We start from the raw sequence: 24946 nt of genomic DNA, 5'->3' as shown, positions 1-24946 counted from the left end.
ATGGACCACCAGAATCAACAGGCGGTTCAATAAAGCGTCTTTTCCACTGTCGAAGCCGAAAACCGCTGCACCGGACAAGCCATTACATTAGCCTGGACAGAGAGCGGCGGCCAGTCATGCGGTCAACCGAGAAGTCATAAAGCTAGAACGCCTCCCGTCAGGAGGCGCTTGGCTAACAGCCTTTACTTCTGCTTCCTTTTACCACTCAGGCAAACACTTCAGTCCACTCGCTACGTTTTTCCAGCAAGGCTTTGGCAAGCTCCTGAGCACCTTCCAGGCTATGGCTCGCTGCCCAGCCACACTGCATTTCGTTGCAGGCAGGCACTTCGGTAGCTTCCAGCACATCGTTTAGCGTTTTCTCGACAATGGACACCACTTCATCGTAGTCATCGTGGTTGATCATCGCGATATAAAAGCCGGTTTGGCAGCCCATCGGACTGATATCCACCACTTTATCGGTGTGGTTGCGCGATTTTTCGGCCAGCAGGTGCTCCAGCGAATGCAGCGCAGGCATGTCCATATGGCCTTTATTGGGCTGGCAAATGCGCAGGTCGTATTTATGAATACGATCTCCGTTTTCGCCTTCTTTGATATCAGCTAAACGGATATAGGGCGCTTTCACCTTGGTATGGTCCAGGTTAAAGCTTTCAACGTTCATTTTTTGCTCGGCCATATTGGCTCCTCTCCGTTTGCGTATTGACTCAACCTTATTCTACACCTTTAAGCTACACGTTTGGCGCGTCGAAGTCCCAGGGCTCGTCGGTGTACACACACACGTTGGCATCTTCGATATCGCCATCGGGTGCTTCAACGTGCTGGGCAAAAAAATCCTGGATTTCCTTGCGCTGGCAGTGGGCTTCAAACTCTTCGCGGCTGGCCCAAATTTCGTGGAAAACGATCGGGTAGCTGGTGCCCTGAGCAAAGGGGTTATCGATCTGTCGCGTCACGGTGTAGTGGATGCAGGCATCTTCGCGATGCGCATTGGGTTCTAACGCCTGCAGCGCTTTAAACACCGCTTCTTCTTTACCGGGCTTGGGCTTGAAACCCGCCACACAATAGATTTTTTCTGACATGCTTATACCCTGAGTCATTGAACGCTTGCGTATTATGCGCTTTGCCACGCCACCTGGACAATGTGACTTGACCAAGGTTCGACAGTTTTACTGAGCAGCGCTCTCTGCGACGTCACGTAGCACATCCGCCACATTACCGAGGGGCAGATCGCACCCTTCCAAACCATGGCGTTCAGCAAGATAGTGAGGGTCGTTCCACTCCAGACGCACGCCGTCGTCGGTTTCGCGCACCACCATCTTTTGCGGAAGGTCCAATGCGACGCTTCCCTGGCACTGCATCATGGGGGTGCCGACCTTGGGATTACCAAAGATAAACGTCATGGTAGGCGGTAGCTCAAGGTCGTTGTTGGCCGCGTTTTGCCCGTGATTGACGGTGGCCATAATGTTCAGGCCATTATCCTCCAGCGCCGTATTAAGCTGCCTCACGACGGTGCTGTAAGCTGAATCACTGATGACATGTTCAATGCCGTTGTCACGCTCGGCAAGAACCGGCTGGCTCAACAGTCCGCCAAGTACCGCGATTCCCAACCCATAAAAAGGGCGCATAGTTCCTCCTTGTCAATTATTTGAGCAGCCGGTTAGCCAGGGTTTCCAGATCGGTGACCGTCATATCGGGTTCGATTCCCCAGGGGTCGAAGGGGGCATCAGAGCTGCGGCGTACCCAGGCACTGCGCAACCCCGCATGGGTCGCTCCGATCACATCAAAAGGATTGCTGGAAATCAGCCAGGTATTTTCAGGGCGGGTTTCCAACCGGGTCCTTAAAAACGCATACACCGCCGGGTCGGGCTTGAAGCGCTTGATATCGTCAACACTGACAACGTCATCCATATGCTGGTCAACGCCTGCACGTTTCAGCAGCGCCGAGACGGCGTCAGACGTGCCATTGGAAAACGCCACACAACGCATACCGGCATCGCGAAGCTGGTCAATCGCTGGCACGACATCAGGAAAGGCGGGCAATTCGGCATAAACCGCCATCAGGTGATCATAGTCATTGTCGGAGAGGCCGGTTTGCAACGCACGGTCGGTGAATACCAAGGCTTCCCGGGTGCATTCTACAAACGGCACATAGGCGCCCATCAAGCCATGGCGAAAGCTGTACTCCAACTGCTTGTCGCGCCAACGGCGGGCAAATTCGGCCGCTTTATCCCGCTCGGGCAGACGTCTTTCAAGCTCAGCCTTAACCCCCTGGGTATCAATCAGCGTGCCGTATACATCGAAAGCTAATACGGGCTGCATGGAAACTCCTTAGTTTCACGGATTATGGCGTGTATTTAGCATAGTCGAGGCGTTGAAAAACAAAAACGCCGCTGCCAAGAATCAGGCAGCGGCGTTTTGGCTATCGCCCTACGAATCAGACCGTAAACGCGGCTTCCTTTTCACCGGTTTTCAGGTCGCCTGCGCGCACCAGCTCATCGGTAACACGGTCGATGGCGCGCTTGGCGCGGCCAATCATCTCGTCCACCTCACCGCGATTAATGGTCAGCGGCGGCGCAAAGCCGAGAATATCGCCCTGGGGCATGGCGCGGGCAATCAGGTTCTCTTCCATGGCGGCCGCCGCCACACGAGGCCCAACTTTCAGCGCCGGATCAAAATGCAGGCGCTGTTTGGCATCCGGTGAGAACTCCAGCGCCGCCATCAGGCCAACACCGCGAACATCACCTAGCAGCGGGTGGCCTTCAAAGGTGGCCTTGAGCTGCTGCTGGAAGTAGGCGCCAGTTTCGGCCGCGTTGCCCACCAGGTTTTCGCGCTCGATGATCGCCAGGTTGGCAAGTCCGGCCGCGCAGCCCAGTGCATGGCCAGAGTAGGTCCAGCCGTGGCCGATGGGGCCATACTCGCCGGTGCCCTGCTCGAGTACCTGCCAGACTTTCTCGCCTACAATGACACCGGAGAGTGGCTGATAGGCGCTGGTAAGGCCTTTGGCGATGGTCACCAGATCAGGCTTCATGTTGTAGTGGTGGCTGCCGAAATCAGAGCCCGTGCGGCCGAAACCACAGACCACTTCGTCGGCAATCAGCAGGACATCGTACTTGGCCAGTACCGTTTGAATCGCGTCCCAATAGCCTTCCGGCGGCGGCACGATGCCGCCGGTGCCTAACACAGGCTCACCGATAAAGGCGGCTACCGTGTCCGGTCCTTCTTCCAGAATCATCGCTTCCAGCTTGTCGGCGCAGAAAGCCGAGAACTCAAGCTCGGACATGCCGTGCTGTTCGGCGGCGCGCAGGTAGTAATGCGGTGCTTCGGTGTGGCGGATGGTCTCAATCGGCAGATCGAAATGATCGTGGAACGCTTTCAGACCGGTCAGTGACCCCGATGCAATACCGGAACCGTGGTAGCCCCGCATCCGCGAAATGACCTTTTTCTTCTGTGGGCGACCCAGCACGTTGTTGTAGTAGCGCACAATCTTGAGCTGGGTTTCGTTGGCGTCCGAACCGGACATGCCGTAGTAAACCTTCGACATGTTCATACCGGCGATTTTCAGAATCTGCTCGGAAAGCTCAATCTGCGGTTCATTCGAGTGGCCCACATAGGTGTGGTAGTAAGAGAGCTCCAGGGCTTGCTTGTAGATCGCCTCGGCCACTTCGGTGCGACCATAGCCAATATTGACGCAGTAAAGCCCGGCAAAGCCGTCGATAAACTCGCGACCGTCTTTATCCACGATATTGATACCTTGACCGCCGGTAATTACGCGCCCCGGGGCATCGCCATGGGCGAAGTCGCGCAGATGAGTGGATGCGTGGAAGGTGACGTTGCGATCACGTTCAATCAGATCCTGATGCAAGCTCATAATGTTCTCTCTATACGGTAAACCTCCCCGATCAGCGGGGAGGGTGTTGAAAATATGGCGAGCTTTTTTGACTAGCTCCCGGACACGGAGCCCAGGGCTCCAAGACAGTAATACTTGGTTTCGAGATATTCATCGATACCGGTAGCACCGCCTTCACGGCCAAGGCCGGACTGCTTCACACCGCCGAATGGCACCGGGGGACCCGTCATCTTCACCGAATTGACGCTGACCATGCCATATTCCAGCGCGCGCATCAGCTTCCAGATGCGGCGGATATCGTGGGTGTAGATATACGCGGCCAGACCGTATTCAGTGTCGTTGGCCATCTCGATCGCTTCATCATCATCGCGGTAAGCGGTAATACCGGCAACCGGGGCGAAGTTTTCTTCCCGCCATACTTTCATCTGTGGCGTGACACCGGTCAGCAACACGGGCATGAAGAAGTTTTCGCCAGGTGCCTGGCTCTGATCGCCCGCTACCATGGTGGCGCCGCGAGAGACAGCGTCATCAACGATGGAGGCGGCTTTTTCTACCGCTTGGCGATGGATCAAGGGCCCCAGGTCTATTTCACTTTGCAGGCCATTGCCCACGGTGAGTGCAGACATGCGCTCGGCAAACTGCGCGACGAACTCATCGTGGATGGATTCGTGCACCAGAATACGGTTGGCGGCGAGGCAGTCCTGCCCGGCGGTCTGGAACTTGGCCGCAACCGCCGCATAGGCTGCTTCCTTGGGATCCATATCCGGACCGACAATAAAGGGCGCGTTACCGCCCAACTCCAATGAGAGTCGCTTGACGGTGTTGGCGCTTTGCTCGATCAGGATGCGTCCGACGCGGGTAGATCCGGTAAACGACAGTGCCCGAATACGCGGCTCGGAACACAGAATCTTGGACACTTCGGGGGGATCGCCCAGCACGACATTGAAAATGCCTTCCGGAATCCCCGCACGTTCAGCCAATTCGGCCAGCGCGAGCGCAGAAAACGGGGTCTCGTTGGCCGGTTTGATGATCACCGGGCAGCCTGCTGCCAGGGCCGCTGCGGCTTTGCGGGTAATCATTGCCAACGGGAAGTTCCACGGCGTAATCATTGCCGATATGCCCACCGGCTCCTTGATGGTACCCAGCGAGGCGTTGGGAATCGGGCTGGGAATGGTGTTACCGTAGGTCCGCTTGCCCTCTTCAGCAAACCAGCGCACAAAGCTCGCACCATACTCGACTTCACCACGTGCATCAGGCAGCGGCTTGCCCTGCTCCAGCGTCATGATGGTGGCCAGATCTTCGCGGTTGGCTTGAATCAAGTCATACCACGCCAGCAGTTTCTCGCAGCGTTCATCGGCGCGTAGTGCCCGCCACTGCACAAAGGCATCTTCCGCGGCATCAACTGCCGCGGTGATCTGTTCGGCTTCCATCAGCGGAATATGGCCAATGGCTTCGCCGGTTGCCGGATCAATCACGGCTTCTTCGCGACCGCCTTCGCCATGGGTCCACTTGCCGTTCACGTAGGCATACTGACGGAAAAGGCGCGGGTCTTCCAGGCGCTTGGCGAGCGTAGTCGATAGTGTGGTCATGGAAACCTCCCCTGGTTGACGCCTGGCGTGGGCGACAGCCGTTGCACATTAAAAATGACGGCCCTGAGCCGTCGTGTTTCGATGTGTCTAGCCTAAGGGAGATTGCGCACGAAGTGTTTTTGAAAGGACCGACGTATGACGCGAGTTTTTTTGTCAAAACCGCTTTTCCAACGCTTTTTTTTGGCGAGACGTCGCAAAAAGCTGAGCCATCATGATGGACTCATCATGATGGCCGCCGGGAATGTATTTTAGGTTTTGATTCAGTTTAAGTTTTTGTGGCATTAGTCGATATAAAATGAATATTATTTAATACTTTCACTTACTCAATGTCTTCACGTTAGTGGCCACCATGGACGGACTCGTGTATCGACTGGATTATTTTCAACAGCTCTCCCAGCGTATCGGCAACGTAACGGTCCGGGAGCAGTACGACCTTGATCGCCACGACGAGCGTTTGCGATCACTTTTTGTGTTAACAACAGTATTGGCGCTTTTCTATTTCTCTTACACTTTTGTGGATATTTTTTTACTCCGTGATGTCACTTTTCGGTCAGTGCTGTTGCGTGCATTGGTTGTGGGGCCCATAACCGTCTTTTTATTTTTTTATTACAAGCGTCCTGTTTCTATTCGCCGTAAGGAGCTTGCTGGTGTTCTCGTCGTCTGCATGGGAACTGTCGTATGGTGCGCAGTGCTACTTGGCTCATCGGCTCCCGGCGTACTAGATTACTTCTATGCAGGACTCGTATTCATTTTAGTCATTACGATTGTCATCACGCCACCCTTCGAATATAGCGTGTATGGCTCACTATTTGTGTTTGCTTGCCTTTACACAACGATTTGGTTTTTAGAGGGCGTCGATAGCCATTACATACTCAATCATTTAGCTCTTGGCTTACCCACATTTGTATTGACGCTCATCGCCAATTACCGTTTTTCAGCTGAATCTCTGAGACTGTATATGGCTAAAGTCCACGCAGACCGGCTAGGCGAAACCCTGTCGATGCAGAATGCAGAGCTCGAGAAGATATCCCGTCTTGACCCTCTTACCGGACTGGCTAATCGTCGCGCTTTAGTCCACTACGCCACTATGCTGTTTAAACAACCCACAGCGCATAAACGTTTTGCCGTGGTGATTGTAGATATCGATTACTTCAAACCCTTCAATGACCATTATGGCCACGCCGAGGGAGACAACTGTTTACAAGCTGTTGCCGGCGCCATTCGCTCCGCTTGTAGTCCAGAGGATTTGGTATGCCGCTTTGGTGGCGAAGAATTTCTTGTCCTACATTCAGACTGCCACCTGTCAGCACACGGCGCTTGGTCACTCGCGGAGCATATTCGCAGCAAAGTCGCGAACCTGGAAATTGCCCATCAAAAAAGCCCATTAGGACAGGTAACCATAAGCGCAGGGGGATATACCGCGCCGGTCGATACCCATACCAAGCTCGATGAAATCATCATCGCCGCCGACAGTGCACTCTACGAAGCGAAGCGTGAAGGGCGCAATCAAGTCCGTATAAGCGACCATACTCCCGTTGATGTGCCATACCAACGCCGCCTCTAATTGGCTGGCGGCGCTCCTCCATCAGTGCCTATACCAAGGCTCAGCCGTCTGCCGGGTTCAGCAGTGCCTCCTCGGTAAATACCACCAGCCCTAACTCCGGCCGGTAGCCATGGATCTCGGTCACATCCAGCGCTTGAAGAAAGTCGAGAATTTCCTCGCTGATGACCTGCCCAGGCACCAAGACCGGGAAGCCCGGCGGATAGGGGATCACGAAGCTTGCAGACACCACATCCCGTCCCTCACGCATCTGCGCCTGCAATTTGCCGTTATCGAAACGAAGATATTCGGTGTTTTCTTCCTCGTAACTAAGGAAGTAGGCGCAACGGATATCGCCCTGGGGCGTGTCGGCATTCGGACGAAAGGCATCGTGAAAGCGACTGAAGTCAGGCAACGGGGGCAGATCATGATTCAGGGAATGCACCTGCTGTTCGATGATCTTGCGCTCGGGGCGGCTGCTGTCTTCCAGACGATACTCGAACTCCTTAGCCAGCTTCATTAGCACATCCAACAGGTAGGCAATTGATCCGCGCGTCGTGCCGATATTGGTCATGAACAGCACGGTATTGCGTGATGTCTTGTTAATCTGAATACCGTACTTATTCATCAGGTATTCGTTCTTGAAGGTATCGCCATCGACCCCTGTATTGCCGATCGCGATGGTCACGCGGGAAGGGTCCACCACAAACTCATCGCGTGCCCAGGCTTCCTCCATTTTGTTCCAGCCGGTCACCGGGTCATAATAGGACTCGACACCCGACTCACGATAAGCCTCAGGCACCATGTCGCTATTTTTAAGTACACGGAAATATTTTTGCAGTAACGGGTGAGTATAAAGCTGTTCGCGGAGGGACAGCGCCGTTTCGACCTGGGAGTGCACCAGCTCGAAGCCCTCCATTTCCGCCTGCATACGTCCTACGTCCAGCGATGCCACAATTTGGTAATTGGGAGAGGTTGAGGTATGCGTCATGTAGGCCTCATGGAAAGAGGCCTCCACCTTCTGGCGAAAGTCCTGATCCCAGACGTGAATCATCGAGCCTTGTCGCAAGGAAGTCAGCGTTTTGTGCGTCGAATGGGTCGCATAGGTACGAATGCGTACCTGATCCGGGTCGGGCATCAGTCGCTGGTCAAGCCAGGTCGCATCATCTTCCGGATCGAGCTTGTCGAACTCGGCTTTCCAGGCCGCATATTCTTCACGATAGCTTTCACTGCGGTAACGATATCGCAGGGTGCTTGCCGTGTTCATCGCGGTACGCGGCCGATAAGTGGGGTTGAAGCCAGCGAAAGCGAACCAGGCTTCGTCCCACAGAAATACCAGGTCAGGCTTGATCGCCAGACACTCTTCCATTACGCGGCGTACGTTATACACGATGCCATCGAAGGTGCAGTTGGTCAGCAATAGCATCTTGACCTTGTGCAACTGGCCAGCGCGCTTGTAGGTAAGCAGTGTCTTCTTGATGTCGCGCAGCGGTACTGCGCCGTACATGGAGTAGTCGTCGAGTGGATAGGAATCCAGATAACTGACATGCGCCCCGGCCAGCACCATGCCGTAGTGGTGCGACTTGTGACAGTCACGATCGATGAGCACGATGTCCCTCGGCTTGATGAGGGCTTGCACCACGATCTTGTTGGCCGTTGAGGTGCCATTGGTGACGAAAAAACTGCGACGCGCTCCGAAGGCCCGGGCGGCATACTCTTGCGCCTTTTTAATCGGCCCGAAGGGTTGTAGCAGAGAGTCGAGACCTCCGGATGTCGCCGACGTTTCAGCCAGAAATATATTGATGCCGTAGAAGTCGATCATGTGGCCCGCCCAATGGGAGCGGGTCACCGACTTACCCCTGGAAATGGGCATGGCGTGAAACACCCCTGTGGGCTTTTTGCTGTACTCACGCAAGGCATCAAAGAAGGGGGTACGATAACGGCTATCGATCGCGCGCAGAATGGTGTGGTGCTGCTCGATATAATCCGTTTCACGGTAGAAGATACGGTTGAAATATTGGATGTCCCGGCTCGCCGTGGCCTCCACATCGCCACTGGTGACCAGGAACTGATCAATCTCAGGACGCAGTTCATGAATCATCGAGCTGAGCAAGATACTGCGCTCGGCTTCCGTTTGATGCTCCAGTTCCTTTTCCGACAGGCCTTCCAGGTAATTACGCAGGGCACTGAGGTTGTACTTTGACTTGTAGGGAAACTCGTAGCGGATCAGGCAGGCCTGAATATTGGGATTGACCAGGATGGCAATCAACGCATCCTCGAAGCTCTTTACCGTCACCACGTCATAGACAAAACGATCCTCGGGACGACGCATATTGTGAAACGCTTCGCGCACCACCTCCTCTTCCTGATTGGAGAGGTTGTCGACGATCAACAGCTCGAAATAAGGTTGTGCCGAACTGTTGGAAGCAGGGTGTCCGCGGCGCAGCTGATTGAGCGCATCGAGTGCTTCCATGTCTTCTGAACCGGCATCCGTCTCGGAGAGATCGACATGGCGACGGCGGTAGGATTCGCTGATCAAGGCTCTTACCAGTCGCTTTACGACTTTGTCCAGCAGCGCGTACTCCCCCCGGTTGAAGAGTGTCCACAGGTGGCGAAAATCTTCCTTGGACGGAAACGCATGATAATCCTCGATGATTTCCAGGCGAGTCAGTTTAACGTCAATGGCCTTGACCAGATTCTTGGCGCGGCCCTCATCCTCAAGCCTTGTCAAAATACCCAGGTCACGTTTCAGTGCATTCCAGGTGTCGGCACGCAATTGGGAGATTTTGTGATAAAAACCCAAGGCGGTGTAGGACGTTTCGGTAGGATTATTCTCTGACATGACGACACCCATCCTTTGTCGGTATTTATCTAGCAACGCATTGGCGTCGGCAACGATTCAATCAGCCGTACAGCCCTCGTAAGCCGTAACGCACGATTATTTGTTCTTCGCAAAATTTATCGAAACTCAAATCCAGCACCCTGCCGGGCCAACGAAACTCAACAAGCCCTTCCTTGGGGTAATACACAGAGGTATACACGGTTCCAAGGCCACGCTGGTAGTCGTGGCGAAATAGAGGAGGAGCGGAAAAAGCCGAGATCAGACGCTCATTAGTGGTCTCGTCATCGTCCACCAGGATCGAAAGCTGACGCTCGCGAATCAGCGTTTCCGAGGCCAGCGCGTGGGCATACCATTCAATTTTCTTTTGATGATTGGTGGCCACCGCGACTCGCCGGATATTGGCGCGGCGGTCTGGCGCAATCATCGCCGTGACATAGCGCCCACTGGCGTCTGTCACGGTAATGTTGTAAGCCATGTGCGTGGGCACCCGCTCGAGTACGGCCGCCGCTTCGGGCACCGTATCGCAGAATTCAAGGATATAGCGCAGAATGATCGGCGCGCCGAAGCCATCCCCCACCACCTTGCGCCCACCGAAGGCCAGGGAAACGGCAAGCCCCGAATCATTCATCCCATCCAGCACGCCCCACAGACAGTCCGACATGGCGATCACACGGCGCTGATTCCAACGGGTGTAGAGAATCGTGCCCTCGCACAGTTCCGGTGGATAATCATAGTTGCGTGCCAGCACGGTAGAAGACGGCCTTGCCAACACCGCCTGGGAACAACCGGTGATATAGGGCGGCGGCCGATACAGACTGAGCAGCCGCGACGCCAGGTCGCCCCCACCGGTCAGTGCGCACAAGGTGCGATAGGTTTCCAGCAACTCCGGCATGTAGTGACGTAGGGCGTTGTAGCACTCCAGATAGGAGGGCCTTTCACGCTCACCTTCGGACAGGTACCAGGGTTCATAAGCAGGCCAGTGGTAATCAAACAGCGATTGCCACTTGAGTCCCGCCTGCTCTTCATGAACGGTGCGAAACGTCAACGCCTTGTCCAGCTCAACGCCTGGCGAACGGCCCGCTGACAACTTTCCGTCAATACTCACAGAATTTTGAAGTTGCCACCGCCAATCGCATGGCTGACGGCAACTCCCTCCACCACAGGATCTTGCAGCGCTTGACCAGCATATTCACCGCGAATGCCTTTGATCCAGGCCTTCGCCCGCTCATTAAGATTGAAATCGTCGTCCATCAAACGGCCACGGGTGATCAGAATTCCAAGGTCAGCGCCTTCGTAGCGGAAATCACCGGCTCCGCTAATGCGCATAAAGAAGGCTTCCTGCTCGTTTTCAGCGGCGTGGGGATGGTAGCTATAGTGGTCATAGTTGATGCTGCCATCGTCACTGATACGCCATACCCCCGTCTTTGGGGCCCGAGTCAACAGGTCAACGCTCTCGTCGGTATGCTTGATCACCAGCTGACTCCAGCTATCGACGCTCTCGGGGTGCGCCCAGCGCTCATTGATATCATCGATATCAAGATCGAAGTCGAGGTCTGAAAACTCCAGCAAGTGGAAAAGGAACAGCGGGATATCGGAGTGAGCGAACGCCGCCACGTTAGTCAGTGAACTGGCGCCGGTGACGCGCGGATTGAGCTCGCCAAGGTAGACGTCGTCGGTATCCATATCGATCAGGAAGTCGAGCTCGAAATAGCCGCGATACCCCTCCTCGCGAAGCGCCTCACCGAACTGGAACGTATAGTCGCGCGCCTTGTCACGTACTTCCTGGGTAAAGGCACCAGAGAACATCTCGTTGCCGCACCAGCCGCCCTTGTAGGGTGTCAATGTCTTGAACCCGACAAGCTCTGTCATCAAGGGGCCAACGACGGTTCCACAACGCGTGGCGCAGGCTTCTATCGCCGAGCCACGACAATTGATCCGCTTCATGATCTTGACTTCGGGCTCGGCCTCAATCTCTTCGGCGTGCTTGTAATAGTCTTCTTCATTGGCAATGAAAAAGGTGGTATGCCCCGAGTCGCCAAAGGCGGTCTGCACCACCAGGTCGCTGCCGAGCTCTTTACTGACCTCACATAGCTCCTGATAGCTGCCGACTTTCGCCAGTACATTGGGCACGCTTGGCACGCCCGCTTTATTGCCGATGCGCACCGTCTCGATCTTGTTATCCATGCGCTGGCGTAACGTCGCCGGGGGAAAAGCAATCTTGAGCCCCAGTTGCTTGCAGATCTCTTCGGTATGCTCATCAAACATCAGGAAAGACGCAATACCGGCGTTATCACCGCTGGATCGCGACTGAATAAAATCGATCACTTCCTTGTGTTCAAGCAGGTAGTTGTTGATATCTTCGATGCCTTCAAAATCGCGCGGGAATTTTTCTTTAGGCACAAAAACGTTTCGCTGCTGCCCCTCAAAACAGTCTATATAGTTGATATGGCGAAAATTGCTCACCCAGTCGCCAATCCCCAACAGATTGAAGTTGGTCGCTGATATGAAGTAAATCGGTTCCTGATTATTGCGAAAGTGACGACGAACATCGGCAATGGAGGTGATCTTGCTCATGGTTGATGCTCCCTGGGTGGCGGAAGGAGTGCGCGTGTTATCAAGCGTTGTCTGTGACGGAGCGCTTGACGGCTCAATAGCATCGCTAGCGGCCTTATTGTTCTGCGCGGGGCGCAATAGCCGACGCATCAGATCCAACAGAAATTTCATCGATGGTCTCCCTTTGCCGGCCATTGCCGGGATTAATGTTCCGGCGGCGTCTCAAGGTCAGCGCGAGCAGGCTTTACCAATGGCCCTAAGGTATCCAGAAATGGTGAAGAGCCGCCTTCGCTTGCATAGATAGAGAAGTTCACCTTCCGGTCACGGAAACTCTTGAGCGGCTGGCCAAGACCATGCAGGCCTCTCTCGCGTTCGCGTCTCACCCGGTTCAGGTCAATCTCGATGGGCATTACTTGTTCGCCACTCCCTGCCTGATGGATGACATCACCAGAAGGTCCAACCACAATTGAGCGGCCGTTGCCCAAGGCGCCAACACCGTTGATATCGAAGAAGTAACACTGGTTGAGCGCCGCGCTGGTGCGGGCAATGGAAAGCTCCAGGTCCCGATCAATGGTATCGGTCATGGTGGGATGCAGAATGACCTCAGCGCCCATGGCGGCAAGGGTTCGAGTCGTTTCCGGAAACCACATGTCGTAGCAAATCGAGATGCCAAAGCGCCCGACGTTTGGCACGTCAAAGACAACAAATTCGCTGCCGCTTTCCACACCGGCTTCAAAGGGACGGAACGGGAACATTTTGCGGTAACGCGCTACCACCTGACCCATGGGATTAATGACCACGGAGGTGTTGTAAATATGGTCGCCGACCTGCTCAAACATGGAACCAGGTATCAACCAGATGCGATGCTGTAACGCCAGTTGACAAAACATCGCCTCGGTATCACTGGGCAATGGCTGGGCATGATGGGGTGAAGCCCCCATCGGCATTAACTCACTGAACAGCACCATCTGAACCTGAGGAAAGCGGGTCATGAGTGCGTCAACTCGATGACGCATGGCTTCGGTATTATCGCCATGGTGCAGGGCATGCATTTGGACACCAGCAATGGTGAAGTAAGACATCGTGTTCTCTCTGCGTTAGGCGAACGGGTTGTTTGAGCTTAGCCTTACGGTATAGCTCGGTGATTCAGGTGCGTATATTCCATTAGGTGAGTGAATAAAGGTCATTTATCTCATAGTAAGCCAACGAAGCGCTGAATTGGCGTTGACCAAGTGCCTAGCAATATCAATATTTCAACTTTTGAAGCACTAAACGTTAATATCGATGCCGATAGGCTCCTGCTTGACGGTCTTGGTCACAATATAAGTAAAGTAGCGCTCGATACCTGCATCCGAGACCAGCCACTTGTCCATCAGGCGCTGATAGCTATCGATGGTGCGCGCCTCGAACTTGACGAGGTAATCCACGCCGCCTCCTACCGCGACGCACTCGGTGACTTCCGGGGTTTGCATCACCAGGGCTTCAAAGCGGGTAAAGCTGTCGGCATTGTGCTGCTTGAGCTCGATTTGTACCCAGACAGGGTTGCGCGGCACCAGCACGTCGGTATCAATGCGTGCACTGTAACCTTGAATGATACCGGCATTTTCCAGGCGCTTTACCCGCTCCCAGCATGGACTAACCGAGAGGTTGATCGCTTCGGCCAGCTTCGACTTGGTGATCCGCCCATCGCGGGAGAGGATATCGAGAATTTTCAGATCGTAACGGTCAAGTTTCATCACGGTGAATGTTACGCCTCCAGGCGCTCAACAACATCGGCGATCACCGCCAGGGTGTCCCCCATATTGATCAGCGAGGGCGCTCGACGGGCCATCAGAATACCGTCGCGCTCAGCCCTGTAAGCAACCGGCTCGGTGCCGCTGCGGGTCATGTCGTACACGTAGGCAAGTGTCTGGCCTTTTGTCACTTCGTCACCCAGCGAGACCAACAGCTCCAGCACGCCAGAGTGCTGGCTCTGCACGTAACAACTGGCATCGGGCATATCGAGATACACCTGCCCGCCCGAGGGCATTTCCACCTCGCCGTCTACCAGACCGTAGTGAATCAGGAAGTTGCGCACGCCGCGTTGCGTAATGGCGATGCTCTCCGGGGTGGAGGTGCCGCCGCCCCCAAGCTCTGTGGCGACAAAAACCTTGCCCTGGCGCTCACAGGCGGTGTCGAAAAGTTTCTCGGCATCCAGCTCGAACATCACCATGGCGTAGGGAGCACCGAAAGCTTTCGCGCCTTCAAGGGCTGCCTGCTGCTGGGCTTTGTTGTCCAGTACATGAGAGGCGCCAAACGGCAGGATATCCAGCGTGCGGCCGCCGGAGTGCAGGTCGAGTACCACATCGCTCATCGGCACCAGCACGCGGGTGAAGTAATCGGCAATTTGAGAGGTGACACCGCCATTAGGGTCACCCGGGAAGCTGCGATTAAGATTGCCTTTATCCATTGGCGAGGTGCGCTTGCCGGCCATGACAGCCGGGGTATTCATGCATGGCACGATAATCACCCGCCCGGTGACGTCTTCCGCTTTCAGCGTTGAAGACAGCTTCAACAGCGAGGTAATGCCTTCGTACTCGTCGCCGTGGTTACCACCGGTCAGCAGCGCCGTGGGACCGTCACCGTTTTTGACTACGGTGACCGGAATCATCACCGCGCCCCAGGCGGATTCATCGGTGGAGATGGGCAGCTTTAAAAAACCGTGCTGCACGCCGTCGGCGTCAAAATCCACGGTGGCCGAAATCGGACTGGGCCGCTGTTGGCTGGAGGGTATCGTCATGGTGTCTTCCTTTTACTTAACAAACAGCTGGCGCGGAAAATTGGCCAGGGTTTCGCAGCCGTCTTCGGTGATCAAAATGCTTTCGGTAATTTCCAGTCCCCAGTCGTCATCCCACAGGCCGGGCATAAAGTGAAACGTCATGCCGGGTTCCAGGATAGTGTCATCCGAGGGACGCAAACTCATGGTGCGCTCGCCCCAGTCGGGCGGGTAAGAAAGGCCAATGGAGTAACCGCAGCGAGCGCCGCCGCGGTCAAAACCGTATTTATCCATGGCCGCCCCCAGCGCCATGGCAATATCCGCCGTACGATTACCCGGCTTGGCCACTGCCAGGCCGTTCTCAATGCCTTCCAGCAGCGCCGACTCCGCACGGATAAAGTCCATCGGCGGCTTGCCCAGAAAGACCGTGCGCGACATCGGGGCGTGGTAGCGCTTGAACACGCCGGCGATCTCGAAAAACGTGCCTTCGCCTTCACGAAACGGCGTATCATCCCAGGTCAGATGGGGCGCCGCTGCGTCTTTACCCGTCGGCAGCATCGGAACAATGGCAGGATAATCGCCGCCGAACACCTTGCCGTTTTCGTCTTTCCAGCCTTCGATACCCACGCGGTAAATTTCCGAGACCAGCTTGCTTTTGGGCACCCCGGGCTCCATCACCTCCAGAATACGCGAATGCATGCCTTCCACAATCTTGGCGGCAATACGCATATAGGCAATTTCCTGAGGTGACTTGATCTTCCGACACCAGTTGACCAGGGCGTTGGCATCCATGAAGCGCGCGTGGGGCAATGAACGCAAAAGGCTCAGGTAAGCTTGAGCGGAGAAATAGTAGTTGTCCATTTCCATGCCGACTACGCCCAGGTGCCAGCCCCGGTCGGGCATGATCGACTGGGCCAGGTATTCCATGGGGTGCATGTCCGGATTCTGGACGTAGTAATCCGGGTAATAGGTGATGTTCTCAGGATCAATCCAGCAGGTGCGCAATGCGCCATTGGCATCCATGCGGCGACCAAACCACACCGGCTCGCCCTCAAGACCCACCAGAACGCACTGATGCACATAAAACGACCAACCGTCGTAACCGGTCAGCCACGCCATGTTAGAGGGGTCACTGACGATCAATACGTCAATGCCTCTACCGGCCATTTCAGCACGCACCTTCCACAGGCGGTTAGCATACTCTTCACGAGTGAAGGGCAGGGAAACCTGAGTCATCGGGCAACTCGCCATTAAAGATCACTAAGAACCAGCGCCGCTGGGCCACAGGATCGACCTGGCCATCGCCACAGTAGGCCCGCCAATGTCGTCTTGAGCCGATACTAGCACTCACCCTTGGTTGCCGGTCAAAGCCTTTATTACAAAATGTGCATACGGCATGCTAATCAGTGCTGAAACACTCTCCGGCACTCTTTTTCACACGGTCCACGTCATAAATACATTTTCCCGCCACGAACGTCAGTTGCGGTTGAAGTTCGCTGCCGAGAAGCACCACATCGGCATCGAAGCCGATGGCTATTCGTCCCTTGATGTCATGTAACCCAAGCACTCGAGCCACACTGGTTGAAATCAGGCCCAACGCCGCCTCGATAGGCAGTACACCGTCACGAACGAGGCGTTGCCAGTCCGCAATCAATGTCGTGTTGCGGGCCACTTTCATGCCCAGGTAAGCGCCTTGGGTATCGAATTCAGGCAAGCTGCCGTTGCAATCGGAGCTCATGGTAATGCGCTCGGGGGGAACACCGCGCTCGAGTAGCCGCGACACCGCGTCAAAGGCTGAAAGACCGTCGCCGGGTTCTTCAAAGGCGGTGACGTCGACACAGGCACTGAAGGCTAACGCGTACGCAGCGGCTTCCTCAAGCAAAGCGGGATGGCGATTGACATGGGTGGGGATGATTTGATCGGCGGGAATTTCGGTTTCGGTTAGCAACCTGCGCAGCGGTTCCAGGCCCCGCTTACCGTCCCCAAGGTGGAAATGGCAGATACCCCGCTTGCCCGCCAGCATGGCGCCCACACGGGTATCACTGACGATACGTTCGATTTCATCCTGGCGCGGCTGGCTCGAGCGATGGTCCGAGATGGCAATTTCGCCTAGGCCTATCACCTCAGGTATCCAGGCCAGATCACGCTGGAGGTCGCCAGTCAGCGTGGGCGGCGGGACGCGATACGCGCCGGTGTACATGTAGGCCGATATGCCGTCGGCCCTGAGTCCACGCACCTTGGCCAGCAGGTCAGCCGGAGAGCGGCTGATGCTGTCGGTGCCCAGCACCCCCACCACCGTGCCAATCCCCATCGAGGCGATTTCGTGGGCGGTGATTTCCGGACAGCGGGTGCCACAGCCGCCTTCGCCACCGCCGCCGGTGACGTGGACGTGCTGATCGATAAAGGCGGGCACGGCGATAAGATGACGTGCCTCCACCACCTGGATGGGCCAGCCCACCGGGATTTCGATATCACGGCCCAGCGCGGCAATCCGGCCGTCGGCAATCAGGATATCGGTCGCTTCTAGAGGGTCCGGTGCGAAGATACTGCCCACCCGCAGCAGGGTCAGCAGTTGGTCCTGGGCGTTGGCGGGCATCATGTCGGCTCACCGTCGGGTGTCGTGGCGGCAGCTGGCTGGAAGCGACGCCCCCGGATACGCTCAATGGCGCCCTCGACATCGTCGATCAGCAATACCAGCAGATCGCCCTCGCCGGCCTCATTAAAGGCCCGGTCGACAGCTTCCTGCTCTTCCATGATGACCTCGACATGGCAGTCCCCCGGGATTGATTCGGCCCCTTCGCGCAGCAGGCGAGCAGCATCACCGGGGGTTCTGCCGCGGGCATCGGTTTCATAGATAAAGACGACATCGTGCATCCTGGCCAGCAGAGTGCCCAGCGTGAACAGGTCTTCGTCGCGGCGGTTGCCGGGGGCGCTTGCCACGCTGATGCGTCGGCGGGCCGGAATGCAGCCGACCAGTTCGCTCAGCGCCTCTAGCGCCGGGACGTTATGGCCATAGTCGATCAGCACCTTCATGCCGTCGGCGTCGATCAGGTTGGTACGCCCGGGGTTCTGACCCGGCGTGGGATGGAAGGTCTGCAGGCCCCTCTGGATATCGGCGATCGACAGGCCCAGCGCATAGGCGGCGGCACTGGCTGCCAGGGCATTGGCCACATTGAAGCGCGCATGACCTTCAAAGGTGATCGGCACGTCCACTACCGGAATCACCTCGGCTTCAACGTGACCCTGGCGCATCACGATACGCTCGTTGTGAACGGTAAAAGCGATGCCCTGTTCGCGGACATGCTGACGGACGGGGCGGGAATGGGGGTCCAGCGTGAAGAAGATGATATCGCCTCGGGCCCACTCCTGACCTTCCAGCACCCGTAGATCGTCGGCATTAAGCACCGCCGTCCCCCCCTGACGGACGGCGTCGATGACCACCGTTTTGCAGCGCGCCAGTTCATCGAGGGTATGAATGTCGTGCTCACCCAGGTGGTCACTGGCGATATTGAGCAGCACGCCCACATCACACTCGTCGAAACCCAGACCACGGCGCATGATGCCGCCGCGTGCGACTTCCAGCACAGCGCACTCGACCGTGGGCTCACGCAGGACGATCGCCGCTGCCTGGGGGCCACTGTAGTCACCGCGCATGATCACATGGTTATCGATCTCGATGGTCCCGGTACAGGCCATGCCGACGCTGCGTCCCGCCTGGCGCAGCAGGTGCGAGAGCAACCGCACCGTGGTGGTCTTGCCATTGGTGCCGGTGACCGCCGCAATAGGGATGCGTCCAGTGGCCTCACTGTCAGGGAACAGCATATCGATGACCGGACGACCCACGTCGCGGCCCTCCCCGTGGGTGGGTGAAAGGTGCATACGAAAGCCGGGGCCGGCATTGACCTCGACCACGGCAGCAGATTGCTCTTCCAACGGCAGTGTCAGGGTCTCGGCCAGCAGGTCGATACCGATGATATCCAGCCCCACCAGCCGAGCGATGCGCTCTGCCACGTAACGCACCTCCGGGTGGACATCGTCGGTGACGTCCGTGGCCGTGCCCCCGGTGCTGAGGTTCGCGGTGGGCTTGAGATAAACGATATCACCGGCCGGGATGACGCTCTGCAGGGTCAGGTTCTGCTGGCCGATCAGTCTTAGCGACTGGTCATCCAGCTGAATCTGGGTGAGCAGGTTCTCGTGGCCGATACCGCGACGTGGATCGCGATTTTCCTTATCGACCAACCCTTGGAGGGTGGTGACCCCATCACCCACCACATGCGCCGGGCGACGCCTCGCAGCAGCCACAAGCTTGCCATCGATGACCAACAGACGATGATCCTCGCCTCGGATGTACTGCTCGACGATTACCGATGGGTGACGCAGGGAGGCAATATCGAAGGCATCACTCAGTGCCTGGTCATCCTCGATGTTGGTACTCACCCCGCGGCCATGGTTGCCGACAACCGGCTTCACCGCGACGGGATAACCGATGCCACGGGCAATATCGAGCGCCTCGTTGAAGGCGCCACACACCTGCCCCTTGGGCACCGGAATCCCGGCATCACCGAGTAGCTGCTTGGTCCACTCCTTGTCGTCGGCAATGCCATAGCCAACAAGCCCCGTACGGCCGGTCACCGTGGCCTGAATACGCTGCTGCCGATGACCATGACCAAACTGGATATAGCTGTTTTCCTCGCTCAGCCGGACATGGGGGATGCCACGCTGGGTGGCGGCATTGACGATAGCCGCCGTGGAGGGACCAAGCATGTGGGCATCGCGCACCTGTCTGAGGCGCTCCAGGATGTCGGGCAAATCGATTTCTGCGTCGCGAAACAATCGCTCGACGAGATCGACGGACTCGACACCCGCGGCCAGACCGCAGGCCTCGTCCCGGTAACGGTAGACCACGTTGTAGATGCCGGTTTCGTAGGAATCAACCGTCTTGCCGTAGCCCACCGAAAAACCAATCAGGTTCTGCAGCTCGATGGCGACATGCTCGACAACATGACCCGCCCAGGTGCCGCGCTCCAATCGCGCCAAAAAGCCGCCGGGGCGGCCTATCGAGCAGCGATGCTCCTGCAGGGTTGGTAACAGCGTTGTCAGACGCTCGACGATGCCGGGAACCAGGTCGCTCGGCCGCTCTTCGAGCTCACCGATGTCCAGGCGCATGAAGATGGCCGGATAACGACTGTAATAGTTCGGTCCGCGCAGAGCTCGATGCTCGATAATATTCATCGACTCTCCGCGAGGGCAGCACTGAGTTCATGGGGAACGAGATAACGTCGGGCTTCAACGTCAAATCCATGGCCGCTGACCAGTGCATGCAGGATCATGTGTTCAACAGCCACCGGCTTGCCCATATCAAGATCGGCGATGTTCGAGCTCGCCAGGTCGAGGCTATCGATGAGGATGACATGCCCCGGCCCGATGGCTTCGAGAATACCGTGGGGATGCATGATGACCCCGGCATCTTCGCCCAGCCCCACCCCCAGGTGCTCAGGATTGCTGGCGCCGACTTCCATCAGGCGGGTAAATCGGCCGCGCTCGAGGAAGTGGCTGTCGATGATCAAACCGTCGACGAAGCCGAGGCCAGAGGTCATATTGACGGCCCCCTTGCGCAGAGCATCGGCGGCAGCACCATTGTAGATCATGGTGCTCGGCATGGCCGCCGCGCCAGCGCTCGTGCCAGCCACTACCGCGCCGTCCTGCAGGCGCTTGCGTACGGCTCTCAGAACCGGCGAGCCCCCCAGAACATTGGTCAAGCGCAGCTGGTCACCACCGGTAAAAAAGATGATGCCGCTCTTCTCTATCCTGCGCACCGTGTCAGCATCGGCGGCTTCCCGACGGTCACGGATTCCCAGCAAATGGACCTGGCTCGCGCCCAGGCGTGAGAAGGCTGCCTCGTATTCGGGCAGGACCTGTTTGGGTATGCCGCTGGCCGTGGCAATAACCGCGACCTCCCGGTTACCTTCAGGGGTCAGGGCGAAGACGTTCTTGAGGATTTCGAGATCGGAGGTTCTATCTTCGGCACCGCCGATGGCAACGAGGTGGCCGGCTGCCGAAAAAAGGGGATGGGCCATATTCCTTTCGTCGCCCAGCGACGCTTTGGAGGAACGCTGAATCATTACCGATAGCGGCAATGTCGTATCGCGTAAGTTTTAACCTGATCTTAACTTATACCAGCTGGAAACTGCGCTAGCCAGATTAATCATGCCCCTTGGTTGGGTGAAATCTCCTTGGGTAATACTGAATGGCTGCGCCATCACGTATTGGCCAAGCGCCGCCACCATAAATCGCTATACTGCAAAAGGCGCCTACTCCTTGCCTGGCCCTAAGGTCAGACCGATACCCCCGACCCCGCCTGCTGCCCATTGCCGTTGGGTGGAGAGGACGGTGGTCAGCATAGTGATAGCGAAGTTTGCGCCTGGAGGCGATCATGAGCGTTCGGAATATCTTTGTTGTCGGAATGGATGACTATAATCGTCAACGCCTTGAGCATATACGCGGAGCTGAGCAATACCGCTTCCATGGCGTGATCGAACCGGAGGAAGTCAACGATACGGAAATCTTTCCTATCGAAGACATGCTGGCCCGAGCCGAAACTCAGTTGAAAGCATTTGGCGAGCCTATCGATGCCATCGTGGGCTACATGGATTTTCCCGTGTCGACCATGCTGCCACTGCTCTGCAAGCGCATCGGCACGCCCTCCACCAGCCTTGAAAGTTTGCTCAAATGCGAGCACAAGTACTGGAGTCGGCTCGTCCAGCGTGAGGTAATGGCCGACTACATTCCCCGATTTACGGCCTTTGACCCTTTCGACGCTAATGCCCTTCAGCGTATCGGCGAAGCCGGGCTGTACATGCCCTTCTTCGTCAAACCGATCAAGTCTTCGGGTTCACGACTGGGCTTTCGCATCGAGAGTCCGGAAGACTTCGCTTATGCCGTGGAGCGGCTATGTGAAGGCATAGGGACAATTTCAGAACCGTTTAATTACGTGCTGGAACACGCCAACCTGCCAGACGACGTTCGCTCGGTCGACGGCGGCCACTGCATGGCGGAAGAGATCATCGGCGGCTGGCAGTGCACGGTCGAGGGCTACGTTTTCCAGGGCGATGTTGTCCCGTACGGCATTGTCGATTCGATTCGCTATCCGCAGGTACTGAGCTTTTTCTACTATCGCTATCCATCCCGCCTTCCCGATGCCATTCAAGCCAAGATGCAGGACCTGACGCGTCAGATCATGGCTCATATCGGCTATGACAATGCGGCCTTCAACATCGAATACTTCTGGGATGAAGTGCAAGACCGCATCTGGCTGCTGGAGATCAATACCCGTGTGGCGCAATCGCACTGCGACCTGTTCGAGAAGGTCGACGGGGTCAGCCACCAGCAAATAACGGTGGACCTGGCGCTGGGGCAGTTGCCCGACATGCCGCACCGTCAAGGGGCTTTTAACGTCGCCGCAAAGTTCTTTTATCGCGTATTCTTCACCGACGCCATCGTCACCCAGGTCCCCAGTGCTGAACAGATCGAGGCGCTGCAGAAAGCTTTCCCCGGCACCGTGATCACGCTCCAGGTGGAGACCGGAACGCGCTTATCCTCCCTGCCCGAGCAGGACAGCTACAGTTACGCCCTGGCTTACGTATGGATGGGGGCCGACGACGATCTCGCGCTGGAAGACAACTACGCACGGCTTGCCGAGCAGCTCCACTTCACCTTTGACGACATCACCAGCTGACGGAATTGCGTCGCGCTACACAAACGATAAGGAACACGCCCATGCAGATCGTCAGCGATTTCCCCCGCGAGGTACAGGAGGAAGAAGACTGGATCACGTTGGCCGACGGCTGTCGGCTGGCCATCCGTATCTGGCGCCCGGTGGATGCCGAAAGCGACCCGGTACCGGCCATTCTGGAATACCTGCCTTATCGCAAGCGAGATCTGACGGCGATGCGCGATGCCCAGACACACGCCTATTGGGCTGGCCACGGTTACGCCGGGGTGCGCGTCGACATGCGCGGCAGCGGCGAGTCGGACGGCGTGCTGACCGACGAATACCTGCAACAGGAACTCGACGATGGCGTCGAAATTCTACAGTGGCTGGGTAAGCAACCCTGGTGTACCGGCGACGTTGGTATGATCGGCATCTCCTGGGGCGGGTTCAATGGCCTGCAGATCGCGGCGCTCCAGCCACCCGAGCTGAAGGCCGTCATTACGCTATGCTCCACCGACGACCGCTACGCCGATGATGTCCACCACATGGGCGGCTGCCTGCTGGGCGACAACCTGTCGTGGGCCTCGACCATGTTCGATGGCAATACCTGCCCTCCCGACCCGCAATTGGTCGGTGAGCGCTGGCGCGAGATGTGGATGGAGCGCCTTGAGCACAGCGGGCTCTGGCTGGCGACATGGCTCCAGCATCAGCGCCGTGACGACTATTGGAAGCATGGCTCGGTATGCGAAGATTTTTCGCGCATTCGCTGCCCGGTTTATGCCGTTAGCGGCTGGGCCGATGGCTACTGCAACGCCGTCTTCCGCCTGCTCGAGGGGCTCGACGTGCCGCGCAAAGGCCTGGTGGGGCCCTGGTCGCACAAGTACCCTCATCTGGGCGTTCCCGGCCCGGCCATCGGTTTTTTACAGGAAACGCTGCGCTGGTGGGACCATTGGTTGAAAGGCAAAGAAACGGGCATCATGGACGAGCCCATGCTGCGCGTCTGGATGCAGGATTCGGTGCCGCCGTCGGCCCGCTACGAGGAACGTCCAGGGCGCTGGGTCGCCGAGCCGAGCTGGCCCTCGCCGCGAATCGACCCCAAACATTTCCGTCTCACCAGTGGCCATGACCTGCTGCCCGTTGCACAGGATCCCACCGTATTTGCCGCGGACAACGCTGTTCCTCTCAGCGTACGTTCGCCGCTGTCCGTAGGCCTGTATGCAGGCAAGTGGTGTTCCTATAACGCGCCGCCGGACCTGCCTCACGACCAACGCGACGAGGACGGCGGTGCGCTGATATTCCAGACACCTCGACTCGATCACGACATCGAGATTTGCGGACAACCCGTGGTCGAGCTCGACATCGAAGCCGATCAGCCGGTGGCCATGGTCGCGGTTAGGCTCATCGATATTGCCGACGACGACAAGGCCACCCGAATTTCCTACGGCCTGCTCAACCTGACCCACCGTGACAGCGACGAATTTCCACAGCCCCTGGAGCCCGGCAAGCGTTATCGCGTACGCGTCAAGCTTAAGCATATCGCCCAAAAATTTCCCGTCGGCCACGCCATACGGCTATCGCTCTCGACCAGTTACTGGCCGTTGGCGTGGCCGTCGCCGGCTCCTGTCAAGCTGACCATGCACCCTGCCGGCTGCCAATTGATCCTGCCGAGCCGTGAGCCCCAACCTCAGGAAGAAGCGGCACTGCCCCCGTTCGGGGAACCGGAAGGCGCACCGCCACTGGCCGTGAGCCTGTTACAGCCCAGCCAGGAATCATGGCGGGTAATACGCGACCTGGCCCAGGATCAGACCATGCTGGAGGTCATCAATGACGAGGGCACCTTCCGTCTCGATGATATCGATCTCGAACTCTCGTCGCGGGTGGTTGAGCGCTACACCTATTCATACGGCAACTACGACAGCCTGAGCGGCTGGACCGAATGGGAGCGTCGTTTTCGCCGCGGTGACTGGGAAGTCCGAAGTTTGACCCGCACCTTGATGACGTCCAACGCCACGCATTTTCGCCTACGGGCGACCATGGATGCCTTCGAGGGCGATAGCCGGGTCTTTTCCAAGAGTTGGGACGAGGAGATCCCGCGGGATCTGGTGTGAGACGCCT

Annotated in this window: 19 protein-coding genes; 3 read left to right on the top strand and 16 right to left on the bottom strand. The window is 57.0% G+C overall.

Going from position 1 to position 24946, the window contains the following annotated elements; genetic code table 11:
• Nucleotides 1-205 precede the first annotated feature (205 nt).
• The 6 genes from B7L15_RS00945 to B7L15_RS00920 all read right to left on the bottom strand — a co-directional run bounded on the left by B7L15_RS00945 (nucleotide 206) and on the right by B7L15_RS00920 (nucleotide 5430).
• Nucleotides 206-673, bottom strand: coding sequence for an S-ribosylhomocysteine lyase (locus B7L15_RS00945; protein ID WP_085917175.1), 468 nt, complete (start codon nucleotides 671-673; stop codon nucleotides 206-208).
• 52 nt (nucleotides 674-725) lie between these two features.
• Nucleotides 726-1073, bottom strand: coding sequence for a putative quinol monooxygenase (locus tag B7L15_RS00940; protein ID WP_085917174.1), 348 nt, complete (start codon nucleotides 1071-1073; stop codon nucleotides 726-728).
• A gap of 87 nt (nucleotides 1074-1160) precedes the next feature.
• Complete coding sequence (locus tag B7L15_RS00935; RefSeq protein WP_085917173.1) at nucleotides 1161-1619, bottom strand: DUF302 domain-containing protein; 459 nt, start codon at nucleotides 1617-1619, stop codon at nucleotides 1161-1163.
• A gap of 16 nt (nucleotides 1620-1635) precedes the next feature.
• Nucleotides 1636-2313, bottom strand: a complete 678-nt coding sequence (locus tag B7L15_RS00930) for a haloacid dehalogenase type II (RefSeq protein ID WP_085917172.1) — start codon at nucleotides 2311-2313, stop codon at nucleotides 1636-1638.
• A gap of 115 nt (nucleotides 2314-2428) precedes the next feature.
• A complete protein-coding gene (locus tag B7L15_RS00925; RefSeq protein ID WP_085917171.1) occupies nucleotides 2429-3862 on the bottom strand; it encodes an aminotransferase in 1434 nt (477 codons plus the stop codon).
• A gap of 71 nt (nucleotides 3863-3933) precedes the next feature.
• On the bottom strand, nucleotides 3934-5430 hold the full coding sequence (locus B7L15_RS00920) for an NAD-dependent succinate-semialdehyde dehydrogenase (protein WP_085917170.1): 1497 nt from the start codon (nucleotides 5428-5430) through the stop codon (nucleotides 3934-3936).
• 361 nt (nucleotides 5431-5791) lie between these two features.
• On the opposite strand from B7L15_RS00920, the gene B7L15_RS00915 reads away from it, so the two are divergent.
• Nucleotides 5792-6994 (top strand): GGDEF domain-containing protein, encoded by a 1203-nt coding sequence (locus B7L15_RS00915; RefSeq protein WP_085917169.1) that lies wholly within the window; start codon nucleotides 5792-5794, stop codon nucleotides 6992-6994.
• A gap of 40 nt (nucleotides 6995-7034) precedes the next feature.
• Here B7L15_RS00915 and B7L15_RS00910 read toward each other — a convergent pair whose 3' ends face one another.
• The 10 genes from B7L15_RS00910 to B7L15_RS00865 form a co-directional block, all read right to left on the bottom strand.
• Nucleotides 7035-9812 carry an aminotransferase class I/II-fold pyridoxal phosphate-dependent enzyme gene (locus tag B7L15_RS00910; protein ID WP_085917168.1) on the bottom strand — a complete coding sequence of 926 codons (2778 nt, stop codon included), beginning with the start codon at nucleotides 9810-9812 and terminating at the stop codon, nucleotides 7035-7037.
• A 61-nt stretch (nucleotides 9813-9873) separates the two neighbouring features.
• On the bottom strand, nucleotides 9874-10899 hold the full coding sequence (locus tag B7L15_RS00905; RefSeq protein WP_254902820.1) for a C45 family autoproteolytic acyltransferase/hydolase: 1026 nt from the start codon (nucleotides 10897-10899) through the stop codon (nucleotides 9874-9876).
• A gap of 14 nt (nucleotides 10900-10913) precedes the next feature.
• Entirely contained in the window at nucleotides 10914-12536 is a 1623-nt protein-coding gene (locus tag B7L15_RS00900; protein ID WP_233337272.1) for a biotin carboxylase, read from the bottom strand.
• Between the two features lie 32 nt (nucleotides 12537-12568).
• Complete coding sequence (locus tag B7L15_RS00895; RefSeq protein ID WP_085917167.1) at nucleotides 12569-13447, bottom strand: carbon-nitrogen hydrolase family protein; 879 nt, start codon at nucleotides 13445-13447, stop codon at nucleotides 12569-12571.
• A 186-nt stretch (nucleotides 13448-13633) separates the two neighbouring features.
• Entirely contained in the window at nucleotides 13634-14104 is a 471-nt protein-coding gene (locus B7L15_RS00890) for an Lrp/AsnC family transcriptional regulator (RefSeq protein ID WP_085917166.1), read from the bottom strand.
• Nucleotides 14105-14112: 8 nt separating this feature from the next.
• Nucleotides 14113-15144, bottom strand: a complete 1032-nt coding sequence (gene doeB / locus B7L15_RS00885) for a N(2)-acetyl-L-2,4-diaminobutanoate deacetylase DoeB (RefSeq protein WP_085917165.1) — start codon at nucleotides 15142-15144, stop codon at nucleotides 14113-14115.
• A 12-nt stretch (nucleotides 15145-15156) separates the two neighbouring features.
• Nucleotides 15157-16356 carry an ectoine hydrolase DoeA gene (doeA, locus tag B7L15_RS00880; RefSeq protein ID WP_085917164.1) on the bottom strand — a complete coding sequence of 400 codons (1200 nt, stop codon included), beginning with the start codon at nucleotides 16354-16356 and terminating at the stop codon, nucleotides 15157-15159.
• Nucleotides 16357-16519: 163 nt separating this feature from the next.
• Nucleotides 16520-17719 carry a beta-aspartyl-peptidase gene (iadA, locus tag B7L15_RS00875; RefSeq protein ID WP_085917163.1) on the bottom strand — a complete coding sequence of 400 codons (1200 nt, stop codon included), beginning with the start codon at nucleotides 17717-17719 and terminating at the stop codon, nucleotides 16520-16522.
• Nucleotides 17716-20352: a cyanophycin synthetase gene (cphA, locus tag B7L15_RS00870; protein ID WP_085917162.1), complete on the bottom strand. Its 2637-nt coding sequence runs from the start codon at nucleotides 20350-20352 to the stop codon at nucleotides 17716-17718. The genes iadA and cphA overlap by 4 nt, the downstream gene beginning before the upstream one ends.
• The gene (locus B7L15_RS00865; RefSeq protein ID WP_233337273.1) at nucleotides 20349-21197 is read right to left on the bottom strand and encodes a cyanophycinase; all 849 of its coding nucleotides are present in this window, start codon (nucleotides 21195-21197) and stop codon (nucleotides 20349-20351) included. Before B7L15_RS00865 ends, cphA begins: the two co-directional genes overlap by 4 nt.
• A 356-nt stretch (nucleotides 21198-21553) precedes the next feature.
• Between B7L15_RS00865 and B7L15_RS00860 the strand changes: the two genes are divergently transcribed.
• Both B7L15_RS00860 and B7L15_RS00855 read left to right on the top strand, forming a co-directional pair.
• Nucleotides 21554-22855: an ATP-grasp domain-containing protein gene (locus B7L15_RS00860; RefSeq protein WP_085917160.1), complete on the top strand. Its 1302-nt coding sequence runs from the start codon at nucleotides 21554-21556 to the stop codon at nucleotides 22853-22855.
• Nucleotides 22856-22896: 41 nt separating this feature from the next.
• Complete coding sequence (locus tag B7L15_RS00855) at nucleotides 22897-24939, top strand: CocE/NonD family hydrolase (protein WP_085917159.1); 2043 nt, start codon at nucleotides 22897-22899, stop codon at nucleotides 24937-24939.
• Nucleotides 24940-24946 lie beyond the last annotated feature (7 nt).

The organism is Halomonas sp. CSM-2 (assembly GCF_002119345.1).
GTDB lineage: Bacteria > Pseudomonadota > Gammaproteobacteria > Pseudomonadales > Halomonadaceae > Vreelandella > Vreelandella janggokensis.
This window is presented reverse-complemented; position numbering and strand designations above follow the sequence as displayed.